Origin of the sequence: Anoxybacillus sp. PDR2 (assembly GCF_009834045.1) — a bacterium.
GTDB classification, from domain to species: domain Bacteria; phylum Bacillota; class Bacilli; order Bacillales; family Anoxybacillaceae; genus Anoxybacteroides; species Anoxybacteroides rupiense.
Map to the genome: position 1 here is coordinate 1,379,114 of NZ_CP047158.1, position 17,294 is coordinate 1,396,407.

Below are 17,294 nucleotides of genomic sequence, written 5' to 3' on the forward strand. Positions count from 1 at the left end.
GTCAAAGATGGCAAATACCATTGATCCCAACTTATTGTTAAGCAATTATACGCCTCCGGAGCGGCAGACGGGAGACAGTGTTCTTGGCAAAGACGATTTTTTAAAAATTTTGCTGGTTCAGCTGCAAAATCAAGATCCATTAAATCCAATGGAGGATAAAGAGTTTATTGCGCAAATGGCCAATTTCTCCACGCTGGAGCAAATCACGAATCTGGCAGCTGCCATGCAAGGATTTATGCAAATGCAAAGCGATAACGCGATTTTGCTTTATAGTGAAATGATAGGCAAAAAAGTGTATTGGATGGATACCAGCGATGAGGCCGATACGTCGGAAAATCCAGCGAGCGGTATGGTGAAATCAGTTTCCCAAAGAAACAATGAAATCTTTTTAGAGCTTGATAATGGTCAGGAGATTTCCAACAAGCAAATTATCAAAGTAGAAACTCCATAATGGATAAATCTGAACAAGGGAGAGGGATTATATGCTTCGTTCAATGTATTCTGGAATTAGCGGAATGAAAAACTTCCAAGTGAAATTAGATGTGATCGGAAACAATATTGCGAATGTGAATACGTATGGGTTTAAGAAGGGCCGTACCATTTTTAAAGATTTAGTTAGTCAACAAATCGCGGGTGCAAGTGCTCCAACAGCGAACAGCGGCGGGGTGAATCCAAAACAAGTCGGATTAGGGGCGCAGCTTGCGGCAATTGATACTGTTCAGACGCAAGGAAGTTTGCAAACTACTGCTCGTGTGCTTGATTTGGCCATTTCAGGAGATGGATTCTTTGTTTTAGGTGATAACTCTGGAAATAACAGACTATACACAAGAGCAGGAAATTTTTATCTTGATTCTCAAGGCTATATTGTTAGCGCTGATGGACGTTACTTGCTCGGCAATGGTAACACTCGCATTCAAATCCCAACAACAGCGCAAAGTCTTAGTATTGGTTCAGATGGCACAGTAAACTACGTCGATAACACAGGAACTTTGCAGGTTGCTGGTCGAATTGAATTAGCGAAATTTGCAAATAACGATGGATTAGAGAAGGTTGGAGACAATCTTTTCCGCTCAACAACGAACTCTGGTGCGGAGACGTTAACTTCTCCGGGAGTAGGCGGAGCAGGCAAAATTGTTCCTGGTGCGCTTGAAATGTCCAATGTCGATCTATCGGAAGAGTTTACGGAAATGATTGTCGCGCAGCGCGGATTTCAAGCGAATACACGCATTATTACAACATCGGATGAGATTTTGCAAGAGCTTGTCAATCTAAAGAAATAATTAAGGGGGGAGGGCACTAGGCTCTGTCTAGTGCCCCAATACATATGATCACATTAACGCGGCTGAATGGAAAATCGTTTACCTTAAATGCGATATACATAGAACAAATCGAAGCTTTTCCGGATACAACGATTACGCTGACGAATGGTAAAAAATTTGTTGTCCGTGAGTCGGAAAAAGAGGTAGTAGAGCTGGTAAAAGAATTTTATCAGCAAATTTCGATTTTAGGGGTTTCTAAAAATGTGGAGGGGCAGGACCATGAGTAAGCTATGGAAAGTGACATTGATGATATTGGTGACGATTACGTTAGTCGCCGCTGTGGCTTTAGTCATCATCTTTAAATTTACAGGCGATAAACAACAAACGGCGCCGACAGCAGATGAAATTTTAGAAAGCTCTGTCGACGTACCGGAAATTACAACCAATCTAGCAGATGGAAGCTTTATTAAAATCTCCTTTAAAATTCAAATGAACAATGAAGACGCAAAAGCAGAGGCGGAGAAGCGAGATTTCCAAATGAAAGATATCATTATTGAACAGCTATCGCAAATGAAACCGGCGGATTTTAACGGAGAGCAAGGAAAAACCCATTTGAAGGCTCGATTAAAAGAGAAAATCAATCAAATTATGCAAGATGGAAAAGTGGAGCAAGTTTATATTACTTCCTTCATCCTCCAATAACTTGGGCTAGGAGGTGAAAACAGTGTCTGGCGAAGTACTATCACAAAGTGAAATCGATGCCCTTTTGGCGGCGCTATCAACGGGAGAAATGGATGCGGAGGAGCTAAAAAAAGAAGAAGAGGACAAACGGGTAAAAGTATACGACTTTAAACGCGCCCTTCGCTTCTCCAAAGATCAAATACGTAGCCTTACGCGCATTCATGAAAATTTTGCAAGATTATTAACCACCTTTTTTTCCGCTCAGCTGCGGACATATGTACAAATTTCGGTGGCATCAGCCGATCAAATTCCATATGAAGAATTTATTCGTTCCATTCCTAAAATGACGATTTTAAACGTTTTTGAGGTGCCGCCGCTAGACGGGCATATCGTCATGGAAGTCAATCCAAATGTTGCTTACGCCATGCTTGATCGTGTCATGGGGGGACGCGGGACAAGTATTAATAAAGTGGACAATTTGACAGAGATTGAAATACGGATTATGTCTAATTTGTTCGAAAAAGCGTTCAGTCATTTGCGGGATGCATGGGAATCCATTATCGAGATCGATCCGATTTTAGCGGAGTTTGAGGTGAATCCTCAATTTTTGCAAATGGTTTCGCCGAATGAAACAGTGGTGGTGATTTCACTTAATACGCAAATTGCTGAAACGAGCGGAATGATCAATATTTGTATTCCACATGTTGTGCTTGAGCCCATTATTCCTCGCCTGTCTGTGCATTATTGGATGCAGACGCAAAAAAAAGACAGAGTGCCTGAAGAGGTAACATCGCTTGAGCAAGGAATTAAAATCGCCAAAATCCCGGTCATTGCTGAGCTAGGGAAGGCGATGATTACAATCCAGGAATTTTTGCAGCTTGATGTTGGGGATGTGATTCAATTAGATCAAATGATCCAGCAGCCTTTAATCATTAAAATCGGGGATGTTCCGAAATTTATCGGTCAGCCAGGAAAAGTCAACAAGCGATTGGCAGTGCAAGTGTTAGATACATTGAAAGGGGGAGAAGACAACAATGATGAGTGATGATATGTTATCCCAAGATGAAATTGATGCCTTGTTGCGCGGAGCGGATGGAGCCAATGACTCTCCAACGATTGATGAGGTACTCTCAACAATGGAACAAGACGCTTTGGGGGAAATTGGGAATATCTCGTTTGGCAGCTCTGCAACGGCTCTTTCCGTTTTATTAAATCAAAAGGTGGAAATTACGACACCCAACGTGTCCATCATTCATCGCGAGGATGTCGAAAATGAATTTCCGCATCCGTACGTGGCGATTCAAGTCAATTATACAGAGGGTTTTTTAGGAACGAATTTGCTTGTCATTAAGCAATCAGATGCGGCGATTATTGCGGATCTTATGCTAGGCGGAAACGGGCAAAACCCGATGGATTTATTAGGAGAAATCCAATTAAGTGCTGTGCAGGAAGCGATGAATCAAATGATGGGGTCAGCGGCCACCTCTATGTCCACGATTTTTGGGAAAAAAGTAGATATTTCTCCACCAAGCCTTCATTTGCTAGATATTAAAGAGGGAGAGGGGCTTGAGTATTTACCGCCAGAAAGCGTTCTAGTGAAGGTATCGTTCCGTTTGAAAATAGGAACGTTAATTGATTCAAATATTATGCAGCTATTACCGATTGATTTTGCTAAGGAGTTAGTGCAAAATTTATTGCAAATGTCTAGCTCCAGTGAGTCGGTATCCGATAAAATCGAGACGAAAACAGCTCCGGCCAGCAGCGTTGTGTCACCATCAGCTGCGGGATCTTCTCAACTGCCAGGATCTGCATATGATCAGCCGGCTGCATCGGCTCAACCAGAGATCGCTCAGCCTTATCCGCATGCGGCACAGCCGGCAGCGTATGCGCCCAACCATTTTGGCACATATGCATCGGCTGGACAGCGTCAGGTTCAGCCTGCTGATTTCGCAAGCTTTGAGCCAGCGCCGTTGGCAGAAGCCGAAGCGCGGAATTTAAACATGCTTCTTGATATCCCGCTGCAAGTCACCGTCGAGCTAGGCCGGACGAAGCGGTCGGTACAAGATATTTTAAATCTTTCCTCCGGATCCATTATTGAGCTGGATAAGCTGGCAGGCGAGCCGGTAGATATACTAGTCAATAACAAACTCATCGCCAAGGGTGAGGTCGTTGTTATTGATGAGAATTTTGGCGTACGCGTGACAGATATCATTAGTCAAAGTGACCGCTTAAAAAATTTAAGATAATGTAGGAGGTAGTTGGAAATGGCCAAAATATTAATTGTAGATGATGCAGCATTTATGAGAATGATGATTAAAGATATTTTAACGAAAAATGGACACGAGGTGGTAGCGGAAGCGGCAGACGGACTTCAAGCGGTAGAAAAGTACAAAGAAACGCGCCCAGATCTTGTGACAATGGATATCACGATGCCAGAAATGGACGGAATTACAGCATTGAAGGAAATTAAAAAAATTGACGGCAATGCGAAAGTGATTATGTGCTCGGCTATGGGACAACAAGCGATGGTCATTGATGCCATTCAAGCTGGTGCTAAAGACTTTATCGTCAAGCCGTTCCAAGCGGATCGCGTCATTGAAGCCATTAATAAAACGCTGGGCTAAGCGCAAGAGGTGGAACGAATTTGTTTCGAGTTCGAGTCATGTTATTGTTTGTATGGTTTACTGCTATGATTGCTTCGCAAACAGGAGCGCCTGTATTTGCGGAGCAATCTCCGACTGTGAAACAATGCTTGGAGCATCCGGAAAAATGTCAAGAGGACAAGCAGCCTGCCGAATCGAGCGGCGCAGGCAAACCATCATCGCAAGCAGCGGCAGCATCCCCTATTACGGTATGGGATGTGTTTAAGCTCATTTTTGCTACACTATTTGTTCTTTTGCTTATTTATGGGCTATTGCGATTTATGAATCAGCGCGGGCGTTTACTATCCAGCCGTGGCGGTTTAATTGAGAATCTTGGCGGAACAAGCGTTGGCACCAATCGTTCAGTGCAAGTGATAAAAATTGGCAAACGCATTTTTGTGGTCGGGGTTGGAGAATCTGTTCAGCTATTGCAGGAGATTGAGGATGAAAAAGAAATCAAGGAGCTATTATCTCTACACAATCAATCATTGCAGCAATTGCTGGAGCCAAACGCGAAGATTTTTCAGCTGTGGAATCGTCTGATAAGAAAAAAAGAATCTTCTCCTTCCGGGGAATCATCGTTTCGTGAGTTATTTGCTAAACAAATGCAAGAAGTGGCTCGTGAACGCCAAAAGCTGTTAAAGCAGATTGAACAGAAGGGAACAACGTCCGATGAATGAATTTATGCAGTTTTTTAATCAAGTTGCTCCTGAAAACGTCTCAATGTCTGTCAAACTTTTGTTATTGCTGACGGTGCTGTCGATTGCCCCGGGCATTTTAATCATGATGACATGCTTTACCCGCATTATCATTGTTTTATCGTTTGTCCGCACTTCGCTGGGGACGCAGCAGATGCCGCCCAATCAGGTGTTGCTTGGATTGGCGCTCTTTTTGACCTTTTTTATTATGGCGCCGACGTTTAAGCAAGTAAACGATCAAGCGCTTCAGCCGCTGTTTGCGCAAAAAATCAATTTAGAGCAAGCATATGAACGGGCTTCTGTGCCGATTAAAGAGTTTATGAGCGAGCATACGCGGCAAAAGGATTTGGCATTATTTTTATCATATAGCGGTGCATCCAAACCGAAAAATGTTCAAGATATTCCATTAACAACTCTTGTGCCTGCGTTTGCGATCAGTGAAATAAAAACGGCCTTCCAGATGGGATTTATGATTTTTATTCCATTTTTAGTGATTGATATGGTCGTGGCAAGCGTGCTGATGTCGATGGGGATGATGATGCTTCCACCGGTGATGATTTCACTGCCGTTTAAAATTTTATTGTTTGTTCTTGTTGATGGCTGGTATTTAGTGGTGAAGTCATTATTGGAAAGCTTCTAAAAATAAAGTAGGTGAGCGAATATGAATGCAAATGTCGTCATTCAACTTGCTGAACGAGGAGTATACATGATTTTAGTGGTTTGTGGCCCGCTTTTGCTGCTTGCGCTTGCCGTTGGACTTTTCATCAGCATTTTCCAAGCAACAACGCAAATTCAAGAGCAGACTCTTGCATTTGTCCCCAAAATTGTCGCGGTGCTGCTCGGTCTTGTTTTTTTCGGACCATGGATGCTGTCACGTTTAGTTTCCTATGCATATGACATCTTTAATAATTTAACAAGATTTATAGGCTGATAAATATGGATCAGGTATTGTCTTATTTTCCATTATTTTTACTGATATTTGCCCGTGTGGCTGCTTTTTTTACGACATTGCCGCTATTTTCGTACCGAACGATTCCTAATGTGCATAAAATCGGCTTATCCTTCTTTATCAGCTGGCTAATGTTCTTAGGAATGAAAAAAGAGCCGATTGCGCTAGATGAAATGTATGTACTGCTTGTTTTAAAGGAAGTAGCCGTTGGCCTTTTTATCGGTTTGGCCGCTTATATGATGATGTCGGCGATTCAAATTGTAGGTGGCTTGATCGATTTTCAAATGGGATTTGCCATTGCCAACGTTATTGACCCGCAAACAGGAGCGCAAAGCCCATTAACCGGGCAATATTTGTACACCTTTGCGCTGTTGTTGCTGCTAGCATTAAATGGCCATCATGTTTTGCTAGATGGTGTGTTTTATAGCTACCAGTGGATTCCGATTCAATACACATTTGCATTCGATCAAGGAAACGTCGCGGAGTACATTTTGAAAATATTCAGTGAAATGTTTATTATTGCTTTTCAAATGTCGGCTCCTATCGTTGGCTGCTTGTTTTTAGTGGATATTGCGTTAGGAATTGTGGCAAGAACTGTACCTCAGCTTAATATTTTTGTCGTTGGATTGCCTGTGAAGATCATTGTGAGCTTTCTTCTGTTAATGGTCACGATGACCGCTTTGTTTGTCGCTGCCCAGCATTTGTTTGACGCTATGTTTGTTGCCATGCGTGACTTAATGAAGCTAGTAGGGGGCAGGTAAATGAGCAGCTTGCGCTTAGATTTGCAGTTTTTTGCTGAGGAAAAAACAGAGAAAGCGACGCCTCGCAAGCGCCAAGAAGTTCGGCAAAAAGGCCAAGTAGCCAAGAGTGCAGATGTGAATACGGCCATTGTGCTGTTGCTTGTGTTCGTTATTCTGCTATTCTCAGGGGAATTGTACAAAGAAGCGTTTTTGCGTCTTTTTCGTAATTCGCTTCAGCACTATATGCTGGAAGATGTGACGGTCAGCTCCATTCAAGAGTTGTTTTTTTCGATATTAAAAAATTTGGCTGGGATTATGGCGCCGATTTTTTTAGTAGCGTTGGCTGGAGCTTTTTTAGGGAATTTTTTGCAGGTGGGCTTTTTATTTACCGCAGAGCCGCTGCAAATGAAACTGAGCAAGCTAGACCCCATTCAAGGCTTTAAGCGAATGCTGTCATTGCGCTCAATTGTAGAGCTGTTAAAATCCATTTTAAAAATCGCCATTGTCGGTTTTGTGACCTTTTTTGTTTTATGGTTGAAGCTTGACCAAATTTTGCTGCTGACCACTAAATCGCTGGAAACGACATTAAGCTCGTTAGCTAGTTTGGCTGTGCGCATGGGGCTTTACGCATCGGCTGCTCTTTTGTTTCTTGCCTTTTTGGATTATTTGTACCAGCGGTTTGACTTTGAAAAAAACATTCGGATGTCAAAGCAAGAAGTGAAAGATGAATTTAAGAAGACCGAAGGGGACCCCCTTATTAAATCTAAAATAAAGCAAAAACAACGGGAAATGGCGATGAAGCGAATGATGCAAGAAGTGCCAAAAGCGGACGTAGTCATTACCAATCCTACCCATTATGCTGTTGCCTTAAAATATGAGGATGGGAAAATGGATGCTCCCGTTGTCGTTGCCAAGGGCGTCGATCATCTTGCGCTGAAAATCAAACAACTAGCGAAAGAGCATGATGTCGTAACCATAGAGAATCGGCCGTTAGCTCGAGCGCTGTATAGTCAGACGGAGATTGGCGATGTGATTCCTGAACCATTTTTTAAGGCTGTTGCCGAAATATTAGCATATGTATATCGTTTAAAACGGAAGATTTAAGAGATTGTTATTTAAGTATCCAAGGAGCGAAAGATTATGCCAGCAAGAGATTTGTCTGTATTATTAATGGTTGTCCTGATTGTAGCTATGCTCATTATTCCGCTGCCAACGTGGCTTCTGAGCCTGTTAATTATAATTAATATTTCTCTTGCTTTGCTCGTCCTCCTTACTTCAATGAATATGCTCGAGCCGCTGCAGTTTTCTATTTTTCCGTCGTTGCTCCTGCTGCTTACGCTATTTCGTTTAGGATTAAACGTATCGACGACCCGTTCGATTCTAAGTAAAGGCGAGGCCGGCGGTGTTGTTGAAACATTCGGAACGTTTGTCGTTGGCGGAAACGTTGTTGTTGGCTTTGTTGTATTTTTAATTTTAATTATTATTCAGTTCATCGTGATTACGAAGGGGGCAGAGCGTGTTTCAGAGGTAGCAGCCCGCTTTACTCTAGATGCCATGCCCGGAAAGCAAATGAGCATTGATGCCGATCTTAATGCCGGAATGATTTCTGAACAAGAAGCGCGTCAACGTCGCGAAAAGGTAGCACAAGAAGCCGATTTTTATGGAGCAATGGATGGAGCGAGCAAGTTTGTCAAGGGCGATGCGATCGCTGGTATTATCATTGTTATTATTAATATGTTATTTGGTATGGTTGTTGGTGTTGTACAGCAAGGGTTAGATGTATCAGAAGCAGCGCATCGCTATACGTTACTAACAGTTGGAGACGGTATTGTCAGTCAGATTCCTGCCCTTCTTATTTCTACTGCGACCGGCATCGTTGTAACAAGAGCAGCATCAGATAGCAATCTTGGCGCGGATGTTATGAAGCAGCTATTTGCCTTTCCTAAAATGCTGTATGTGACTGCTGGAACGATTTTTTTACTCGGCTTGTTTACTCCGATTAACGATGTGTTAACCATTCCTATTGCTGGCCTGCTCGCTCTTGGCGGCTATCGCTTCTCCACAAAAGCGGAAAAGGAGCAAGAAGCGGCGATGGGAGAGCAAGCGGAAGAAGTGGAAATCGATCAAATGAAGAGTCCGGAAAGCGTGGTCAATTTATTAAGTGTTGATCCTATTGAATTCGAATTTGGCTATGCACTCATTCCGTTGGCCGATGCGAGCCAGGGGGGGGATTTGCTTGACCGCATTGTCATGATTCGACGACAACTGGCATTAGAGCTCGGCCTTGTCATCCCTGTTGTGCGGATTCGTGATAATATCCAGCTGCAGCCGAATGAATATCGTCTAAAAATAAAAGGCGATGAAGTCGCTAAAGGCGAACTGTTGCTCGATCATTATTTGGCTATGAGCCCTGGGGTCGAGGATGATTCTGTGCAGGGGATTGATACAATTGAACCTGCATTTGGTTTGCCAGCAAAATGGATTTCCGAGGAAATGAAAGAACAAGCGGAGATGTTTGGCTATACGGTTGTTGATCCGCCGTCTGTTGTTTCCACTCATATAACAGAGGTGTTGAAAGCACATGCGCATGAGCTGCTTGGAAGACAGGAAACGAAGCAGCTTATCGACCATCTAAAGGAATCGTATCCTATTTTAGTCGAGGAAGTAACACCGACTCCTCTTTCTGTTGGAGATGTACAAAAAGTATTAGCAAAGCTGCTGCGGGAAAAGGTGTCGATTCGCAATTTGCCTGTGATTTTTGAAACATTGGCTGATTTTGGGAGAATGACAAGCGATGCCGATTTATTAACGGAATATGTGCGTCAAGCGCTGGCACGACAAATTACGAGCCAGTATGTCGTACAAGGAGAGCCTTTAAAAGTCATTACGGTGTCAGGAAAAGTAGAAAAGGCCATTGCTGAAGGAGTGCATCAAACGGAACACGGAAATTACTTATCGCTTGATCCATCTTTGTCACAAGCCATTATAGAAGCGATAGGAGTTCAATTCGAACAGCACGCTTTTACGAGTCAGACGCCAATCTTACTTTGTTCCCCTGCTGTCCGAATGTATGTACGTCAATTGACAGAGCGATATTTTCCCCATATTCCAGTGTTGTCCTATAATGAATTAGAGGCAAATGTAGAAGTCCAAAGTGTTGGGGTGGTGGATATTGAATGAAGGTCAAAAAATTTATTGCTCCATCAATGCCGGAAGCGATGAAAATGATTCGGGCAGAGTTAGGGAAGGATGCCGTCATTTTAAATTCGAAGGTAGTTCATAAGGGAGGATTTTTCGGGCTTTTTACCAAAAAAAACATCGAGGTGATCGCAGCCGTTGATCCGAAACCAGTCCGATTGGCTGGAAATGAAAAAAAGCACAAGCACGTTCAACTGAGCGCTGGAGCGTTTAAACCGCTGGAAACAAAAACTCAGGATGCCGCGTTGCTGCATGAGCTAAATGAAATGAAGGAAATGCTGAGGCAGTTATCAACAAATGTCACCACTCATTTCGCGGTGTATCCGCAGCCGTTAAATGAAGTAAATGAAAGGCTAGCTCAGCAGGAGTTATCCAGTGCGCTTCGGCAAGAGATCATGGCTGAAGCCGTTGAAAAATGGTATTTGCATCGTGAAACAGCTACAAAAAAGCAAGCGATGATATGGGTGAAGGAAATTCTACAGAACAAGCTTGAGCATCTATCATTCGGGGGTCTCTCTTTTCAGCGGAAATATGTAAATGTAGTGGGGCCGACTGGTGTCGGGAAAACAACGACATTAGCGAAGATCGCTGCCAATGGCGTGTTGAAGCACCATAAGAAAGTAGCCTTTATTACGACTGATACCTATCGTATTGCGGCGATCGATCAATTAAAAACATATGCCAAAATTTTAAACGTGCCGCTTGAGGTTTGTTATAACATGGAAGATTTTCGGGAGGCGAAAAATAAATTTGCTTCATATGATCTCGTATTGATCGATACAGCGGGGCGTAATTTTAGAAATCGCCAATACGTCCAGGATTTGCAAGAGGTGATGGATTTTGATGAAGAAATGGAAACATATCTTGTCCTCTCGCTAACAGGAAAATGGACGGACATGAAAGAAATTTGCGAGCAATTTTCGCTTATTAAAATCCATCGTTTTATTTTTACAAAACTGGACGAAACAAGTCACTACGGGGCGATGTATAATTTAATGACAGATTATCAAATTGGGGCTGCCTACTTGACAAATGGTCAAAACGTCCCAGACGACATTATTGAAGCATCGCCTGAAAAAATTGTCAATATGTTGCTTGGGGTCGAGTCATCATGAGAGATCAGGCAGAAAGCTTACGCCGATTGTTGAATCATATGAATCAAAAAAAAGCGATGAAAGCAATTGCTGTAGTGAGCGGAAAAGGCGGCGTTGGAAAATCAAACTTTTCATTAAATTTTGCTCTTACTCTATCGAAGCGTGGATTTCATGTGCTGTTGTTCGATATGGACATCGGTATGGGGAATATTGATATTTTACTTGGACAATCCACTTCCACAACGATTATTGATTTATTTGAACGCCATGTTTCGATTGAAGAGCTTATTAAAAAAGGACCAGGCAATCTATCATTTATTGCTGGGGGAACGGGTTTAACCAAAATTTTTACAATGGATCAAGAGAAAACAGCTTATTTTATAGAACAGCTCCAGCTGGTTTCCGAGCAGTACGATTATTTAATTTTTGACATGGGGGCGGGGATTTCGGAGGATCGCTTACAGCTGCTGATGGCGGTTCATGAGATTTTTGTCATTACAACACCTGAGCCGACTTCCATTACTGACGCTTATGCAGCCATGAAATATATTCATTTACAAGAAAAAGAAATTCCGTTTTACTTAGTTGTTAATCGTGCCCAGGCAGACCAGGAAGGCCGAGAAACACTGCAACGCCTAAAAAATGCGATGAAGCGTTTTCTCAGGAGAGAGGTGACGGGCTTGGGAGTGTTGCCGGAAGACCGTATCGTTTCTAAAGCGGTAGCAAGACAAACCCCTTTTTTGTTATTGGATCCTTCCACCAAAATAAGCCGTGCAATGGTGGAGCTTACAGATCGTTATTTATCTGACCAGACGGCTGACGAATCGAGCGTTTCTCGCCCAGCAAGCTTTTTTGCCAAGCTTAGACAACTTTTTTTAGAAAGGTAGAGAGTTTATGGAGAAAATCAAGGTACTAGTTGTCGATGACTCCGCCTTTATGAGAAAGGTCATTGCGGACTTTTTGTCGGAACATTCACAAATAGAGGTCGTTGGTGTGGCGAGAAATGGTCAAGATGCGCTTCAAAAAATTCAATCATTAAAACCAGATGTTGTGACTTTAGATGTTGAAATGCCAATCATGAATGGACTTGAGGCGTTACAGCAAATCATGAAACATCACCCGCTTCCTGTTGTCATGCTGTCAAGTACGACAAAAGAAGGAGCTGAAAGCACGATTGCTGCTATGCACTACGGTGCTGTTGATTTTGTTACAAAGCCGTCTGGCCATATCTCTCTCGATCTTTATAAAGTAAAAGAGCAAATAATTGAAAAAGTGATCCTCGCCAGCCGTGCTAATTTGCACGGAATGAAAAATCAAGAGATTATTCCAATAATCGCTAGTTTCCAACAAAGTTCGTATAGTAAAATGGATATAAAGACATCATCGCAAAATCATAGGAAAAAAATCATCTGTATCGGTACATCGACAGGGGGACCGCGAGCCTTACAGCAGGTGCTGACACAACTTCCAGCTCATATTGAGGCACCGATTGTCATTGTTCAGCATATGCCAAAAGGATTTACAAAATCGCTTGCTCAGCGGCTTAACTCGCTTTGCGCCATCTCTGTCAAAGAAGCGGAGCATCAGGAAGTGCTCAAGCAAGGAGTGGCCTATATTGCTCCAGGTGGTGCGCATTTTTCAGTCGTGTCATCAGGCAAAGGACTTGTCGCTCATATTGATGATTCTCCACCGAGAAATGGGCACCGTCCTTCGGTTGATGTGTTATTTGAATCCGTTAGCATGTTAAGTGAGTATGAAAAAATTGCTGTGATCATGACAGGAATGGGGTCTGACGGAACGGCAGGATTAAAGCAATTGAAAGCCGTTGGACATACAAAAGCGATTGCTGAATCAGAGGATACAGCAGTGGTGTTTGGGATGCCTAAATCTGCTATTTCCACCCGTTTAGTCGACGATGTTGTTCCGTTAGAAGAAATTGCCGAAACCATTATGAAATATGTAGGCAGGCAAGGGGTGTAGAGCCATGGATATGAGTCAATATTTAGAGATTTTTATCGATGAAAGCAAAGAGCATTTGCAAACGATTAATGAACAGCTATTAGAGCTGGAAAAAAATCCGGAAGATCTTTCAATTGTCAATGAAATTTTCCGTTCTGCCCATACTCTTAAGGGAATGTCGGCAACAATGGGGTTTGAAGATTTAGCGAATTTAACCCACCAAATGGAAAATGTGCTTGATGGAATTCGCAACCATAAGATTGTCGTGACAGCAGATTTGCTTGATGTTGTTTTTTCAGCTGTTGATGATTTAGAGGCAATGGTGAATTCCATTGCGGAAGGAGGGGATGGAAAGCGGGATGTCCATGAAGTTGTACAGCAGCTCAAACAAATTGAAAAAGGGGAAGTGCCATCCTTTGCTTCTGAAACAAAACAGGAAGCTGTGAATACCGCTCCAGCTCTCGTTCAAACCTATGGAGAATTTGAATACAACATTCTTCAGCAATCGAAAGAACAAGGATTTTATGCATATGAAATTCGCGTCAAATTGCGCGCGGATTGTTTGCTAAAGGCGGCGCGCGTGTTCATGGTATTTGAAGTGCTCAATCAAGCGGGAGAAGTTATCAAATCGAATCCTCCTGTCGAGCAGCTAGAGGAAGAGCAGTTTGACCAAGAATTTATCGTTACGGTTGTTACGAAGGAACCGACAGAGCAAATCTATGAGCGGATTATGAAAGTGTCTGAGATAGAAGAAGTAGTTGTTCATGCGATTGATGTCGATCAATTCAAGTCGGCTCAGGAGGCGGTTCCTAAAGAGACAGAAGTGGTAGCCGCACAGGAATCAGAAGAGGTGGCTGTGACTGTTGAAAAAACGGAGCAAAAAGAAAAGGAAACAGCGCATAAGCAGGCGGCGGCCAATAAAACGATCCGAGTCAACATTGAGCGCTTGGATATTCTCATGAATTTATTCGAAGAGCTAGTCATTGACAGAGGGAGATTGGAGCAAATTTCTCGTGAACTGAACCACCCAGAGCTCCACGAAACAGTAGAAAGAATGTCGCGCATTTCAAGCGATTTACAAAATATTATTTTGAATATGCGCATGGTTCCGGTCGAAACGGTCTTCAATCGTTTCCCGCGCATGGTTCGGCAATTGGCGCGCGATTTAGGTAAAAAAATCAACTTGGAGATTATCGGAGCGGAAACAGAATTAGACCGCACCGTTATTGATGAAATTGGCGATCCGCTTGTCCATTTGCTGCGCAATGCGATTGATCATGGCATCGAAATGCCAGAGGTGCGCCGTGCCAAAGGCAAGCCGGAGGAAGGCACCGTGAAGCTGAAAGCGTATCATAGCGGAAATCATGTGTTTATTGAAATTGAGGATGATGGAGCTGGCATCAATCGCGAAAAAGTATTGCAAAAGGCGATCAATAAGGGAGTTATTTCTAAGCAAAATGTCGCCAATTTAACAGATAAACAAATATGTGAGCTTATCTTTGCATCTGGCTTTTCCACGGCGGATAAAATTTCCGATATTTCAGGACGCGGCGTCGGTCTTGATGTTGTTAAAAACACAATCGAATCGCTTGGCGGATCTGTAACCATTGATTCCGAAGAAGGCAGCGGCTCGATTTTCTCCATTCAACTGCCTTTAACATTATCGATTATTTCTGTCATGCTGGTAGAAATTCAGCATGAAAAATATGCGATTCCGCTTTCTTCGATTATTGAAACAGCGATTATTAAAAAAGAAGATGTTTTGCATGCGCATCATCAAAAGGTGATTGATTTCCGCGGAAAAGTTGTCCCGCTCTTATTCTTAAAAGATGTGTTTGAAGTGCCTGCTGTGAAAGAAGAAGAGGATTTTCTTTCCGTCGTTATTGTGCGCAAAGGAGAAAAAATGGCAGGTCTTGTGGTGGATTCATTTATCGGTCAGCAAGAGGTCGTTTTAAAGTCGCTTGGCAATTATTTAACATCCGTGTTTGCCATTTCAGGCGCTACCATCTTGGGAGATGGACAGGTTGCATTAATTATTGATTGCAATGCATTGATCAAATAGACCTGTTATAGAGATGCCGCATGGTCCTAAGGAGGAATGGAGAAAATGGTGGAAGTTCGGGAAACGGAATTAAAAGTGATTGTTTTTCAATTGAAGGATGAAGAATACGCAATTCCTGTACAGCAGGTTCGTTCGATTGAAAAAGTTCAGCATATTACTCGCGTTCCAAGAACTCCTAAGTTTGTAAAAGGAGTGATTAATTTACGTGGGGTTGTGACTCCGATTATTGATTTGCGAGAGCGGTTTGGTATTGAATCACAATCGTTTAATGAGCAGACCCGAGTGATTATCGTTGCGCTTGGCGAAATTGAGGTCGGTCTGATCGTGGATGCTGCAAACGATGTGTTGGATATACCAGTCAAGAGCATCGAGCCCCCTCCAGAAGTAATTGAAGCCATAGAAGCTGATTATATTAACGGAGTGGCGAAGGTTGGCAAGAGATTATTAATTTTATTAAACTTAGAAAAAGTACTGGATGCCGAAAAATCAGTTTTAGCGTAAATAGATAGAGGGGACGTTTAACCATGTCAAATGTCAATCGCTTGAATGCGGATCATATGGATATTTTGCGAGAAATAGGCAATATTGGCGCTGGAAATGCAGCTACGGCACTCTCCAAGCTGTTAAATAAAAAAATTGAAATGAAGGTGCCGAATGTTCAGGTTGTCTCATTTGATGAAATGATGGACTTAGTCGGGGGAGCGGAACAGGTTGTAGCTGCTGTTTTTCTAAGAATTGAAGGCGAAGCGCCGGGAAATATGTTTTTTGTTTTATCGTTGCCGCAAGCGGAACAATTTATAAAGCAAATGACGGGTGATCACCAATTTTCGTTTGCCTCGCCACAGTCCGATCTTGGCCTATCTGCTTTGCAAGAATTAGGAAATATATTAGCAGGGTCGTATCTTTCTGCTTTAGCTGATTTCACCCATTTAAAGCTGTATCCGTCAGTGCCGGCACTGACCATTGATATGATCGGAGCGATTTTGCAATACGGGCTGCTGGAGCTGTCACGGGTTGGCGATTATGCAATCGTGATTGATACAGCCGTTCATGAAGAACACCAGCCGCAAGATAGCGTGAATGGCCATTTCTTTCTTCTTCCTGATCCTGATTCATTTACCCCTATTTTTCGTTCACTAGGTGTCGAACTGTCATGAATGAAATTGTGAACGTCATAAAAGTAGGGATTGCTGATATGAATGTCGTTCAGGTGCCTTATCTTATTCGTACATCTGGATTAGGGTCTTGCGTTGGTGTTGTCGTTTTTGATTTGATGAAAGGAGTTGCTGGATTGGCGCATGTGATGCTGCCTAGTTCATCGCTGGCAAGGTCGGAAAGCCTAAATGTAGCCAAATACGCAGATACGGCAATAGAAGCGCTTATATCGCTTGTTGTAAAAGCGGGCGGCAGAAAAAGCGCCCTTAAAGCGAAAATGGCTGGCGGAGCACAAATGTTTCAGTTTCATTCAGCCAATACGGACATGATGAGGATTGGACCAAGAAATGTTGAAGCGGTCAAGCAGCAGCTGCAACGCTTCCATATTCCGATCGTGGCCGAAGATGTGGGAGGAAACAGCGGAAGAACGATTGAATTTAATCCGCAAACAGGTCTTTTATTTATTCGCACAGTTAACCAAGGAGTAAAAGAAATATAGATGGTTCGTGCATTGACGGGTCGGGTATTATTCGGAACAGCTGGATTTATGTTGGTGTTTTTCTTATCGTTTCCTGCCCATACAATAGCTACGACGCTTTTACGCAGCGCGCTCTCTTTTATCGCCTTCTTTGTGAGCGGCTATGTGTTTCAATGGATGTTTGCCTATATTAGTAGAGAATCGGTCCAAGCAAAGAAAAAGCCTTCACATTCGCTGGATGCCAACGAGCTGCAACCATTAACGGAAGGACTTACAAAAGAAGAAGCACAGCAGGTTGCCGCTTACATTCGGCATATGCTCCATGACGAAAAAGACGGTTAATGAACATATGCCATCAAGCAGTTTCAGGATGAACGGG

At 42.8% G+C, this 17,294-nt stretch carries 21 protein-coding genes; all 21 read left to right on the plus strand.

What is annotated here, in order from left to right; all coding sequences use genetic code 11:
• Positions 1-7: 7 nt before the first annotated feature.
• From flgD to GRQ40_RS06805, 21 genes are read left to right on the plus strand one after another with little or no spacing between them, the layout of a single operon-like run.
• Positions 8-451: a flagellar hook assembly protein FlgD gene (gene flgD / locus GRQ40_RS06705; RefSeq protein WP_066147258.1), complete on the plus strand. Its 444-nt coding sequence runs from the start codon at positions 8-10 to the stop codon at positions 449-451.
• Positions 452-482: 31 nt separating this feature from the next.
• Positions 483-1,280: a flagellar basal body rod protein FlgG gene (gene flgG / locus GRQ40_RS06710; protein WP_080860825.1), complete on the plus strand. Its 798-nt coding sequence runs from the start codon at positions 483-485 to the stop codon at positions 1,278-1,280.
• 44 nt (positions 1,281-1,324) lie between these two features.
• On the plus strand, positions 1,325-1,546 hold the full coding sequence (locus tag GRQ40_RS06715) for a flagellar FlbD family protein (RefSeq protein ID WP_044746136.1): 222 nt from the start codon (positions 1,325-1,327) through the stop codon (positions 1,544-1,546).
• A complete protein-coding gene (gene fliL, locus GRQ40_RS06720; RefSeq protein ID WP_044746135.1) occupies positions 1,539-1,961 on the plus strand; it encodes a flagellar basal body-associated protein FliL in 423 nt (140 codons plus the stop codon). The genes GRQ40_RS06715 and fliL overlap by 8 nt, the downstream gene beginning before the upstream one ends.
• 22 nt (positions 1,962-1,983) lie before the next feature.
• The gene (gene fliM, locus GRQ40_RS06725; RefSeq protein WP_159719600.1) at positions 1,984-2,985 is read left to right on the plus strand and encodes a flagellar motor switch protein FliM; all 1,002 of its coding nucleotides are present in this window, start codon (positions 1,984-1,986) and stop codon (positions 2,983-2,985) included.
• A complete protein-coding gene (fliY, locus tag GRQ40_RS06730; protein ID WP_044746133.1) occupies positions 2,975-4,186 on the plus strand; it encodes a flagellar motor switch phosphatase FliY in 1,212 nt (403 codons plus the stop codon). Before fliM ends, fliY begins: the two co-directional genes overlap by 11 nt.
• Positions 4,187-4,204: 18 nt before the next feature.
• Entirely contained in the window at positions 4,205-4,564 is a 360-nt protein-coding gene (locus tag GRQ40_RS06735; RefSeq protein WP_044746132.1) for a chemotaxis protein CheY, read from the plus strand.
• Between the two features lie 20 nt (positions 4,565-4,584).
• The gene (fliZ, locus tag GRQ40_RS06740) at positions 4,585-5,262 is read left to right on the plus strand and encodes a flagella biosynthesis regulatory protein FliZ (protein WP_159719601.1); all 678 of its coding nucleotides are present in this window, start codon (positions 4,585-4,587) and stop codon (positions 5,260-5,262) included.
• Positions 5,255-5,920 carry a flagellar type III secretion system pore protein FliP gene (gene fliP / locus GRQ40_RS06745; protein ID WP_044746130.1) on the plus strand — a complete coding sequence of 222 codons (666 nt, stop codon included), beginning with the start codon at positions 5,255-5,257 and terminating at the stop codon, positions 5,918-5,920. Before fliZ ends, fliP begins: the two co-directional genes overlap by 8 nt.
• Positions 5,921-5,941: 21 nt before the next feature.
• Positions 5,942-6,211 carry a flagellar biosynthesis protein FliQ gene (fliQ, locus tag GRQ40_RS06750; RefSeq protein WP_044746129.1) on the plus strand — a complete coding sequence of 90 codons (270 nt, stop codon included), beginning with the start codon at positions 5,942-5,944 and terminating at the stop codon, positions 6,209-6,211.
• 5 nt (positions 6,212-6,216) lie between these two features.
• Complete coding sequence (gene fliR, locus GRQ40_RS06755; RefSeq protein WP_159719602.1) at positions 6,217-6,990, plus strand: flagellar biosynthetic protein FliR; 774 nt, start codon at positions 6,217-6,219, stop codon at positions 6,988-6,990.
• Complete coding sequence (gene flhB, locus GRQ40_RS06760; protein WP_159719603.1) at positions 6,991-8,073, plus strand: flagellar biosynthesis protein FlhB; 1,083 nt, start codon at positions 6,991-6,993, stop codon at positions 8,071-8,073. It abuts the gene before it with no gap.
• A 36-nt stretch (positions 8,074-8,109) separates the two neighbouring features.
• Complete coding sequence (gene flhA, locus GRQ40_RS06765) at positions 8,110-10,149, plus strand: flagellar biosynthesis protein FlhA (RefSeq protein WP_159719604.1); 2,040 nt, start codon at positions 8,110-8,112, stop codon at positions 10,147-10,149.
• Positions 10,146-11,282 carry a flagellar biosynthesis GTPase FlhF gene (gene flhF / locus GRQ40_RS06770; protein WP_159719605.1) on the plus strand — a complete coding sequence of 379 codons (1,137 nt, stop codon included), beginning with the start codon at positions 10,146-10,148 and terminating at the stop codon, positions 11,280-11,282. Before flhA ends, flhF begins: the two co-directional genes overlap by 4 nt.
• Positions 11,279-12,148 (plus strand): MinD/ParA family protein, encoded by an 870-nt coding sequence (locus GRQ40_RS06775; protein ID WP_159719606.1) that lies wholly within the window; start codon positions 11,279-11,281, stop codon positions 12,146-12,148. Before flhF ends, GRQ40_RS06775 begins: the two co-directional genes overlap by 4 nt.
• Positions 12,149-12,155: 7 nt before the next feature.
• Positions 12,156-13,241, plus strand: coding sequence for a protein-glutamate methylesterase/protein-glutamine glutaminase (locus GRQ40_RS06780; RefSeq protein WP_044746123.1), 1,086 nt, complete (start codon positions 12,156-12,158; stop codon positions 13,239-13,241).
• Between the two features lie 4 nt (positions 13,242-13,245).
• On the plus strand, positions 13,246-15,282 hold the full coding sequence (locus GRQ40_RS06785) for a chemotaxis protein CheA (protein WP_066147265.1): 2,037 nt from the start codon (positions 13,246-13,248) through the stop codon (positions 15,280-15,282).
• Positions 15,283-15,327: 45 nt separating this feature from the next.
• Complete coding sequence (locus tag GRQ40_RS06790) at positions 15,328-15,783, plus strand: chemotaxis protein CheW (RefSeq protein WP_044746121.1); 456 nt, start codon at positions 15,328-15,330, stop codon at positions 15,781-15,783.
• A gap of 23 nt (positions 15,784-15,806) precedes the next feature.
• Complete coding sequence (locus GRQ40_RS06795) at positions 15,807-16,439, plus strand: chemotaxis protein CheC (protein ID WP_044746120.1); 633 nt, start codon at positions 15,807-15,809, stop codon at positions 16,437-16,439.
• Positions 16,436-16,936, plus strand: coding sequence for a chemotaxis protein CheD (locus GRQ40_RS06800; RefSeq protein WP_044746119.1), 501 nt, complete (start codon positions 16,436-16,438; stop codon positions 16,934-16,936). The genes GRQ40_RS06795 and GRQ40_RS06800 overlap by 4 nt, the downstream gene beginning before the upstream one ends.
• A complete protein-coding gene (locus GRQ40_RS06805; RefSeq protein WP_159719607.1) occupies positions 16,937-17,257 on the plus strand; it encodes a hypothetical protein in 321 nt (106 codons plus the stop codon).
• The last annotated feature ends 37 nt before the right edge of the window (positions 17,258-17,294 follow it).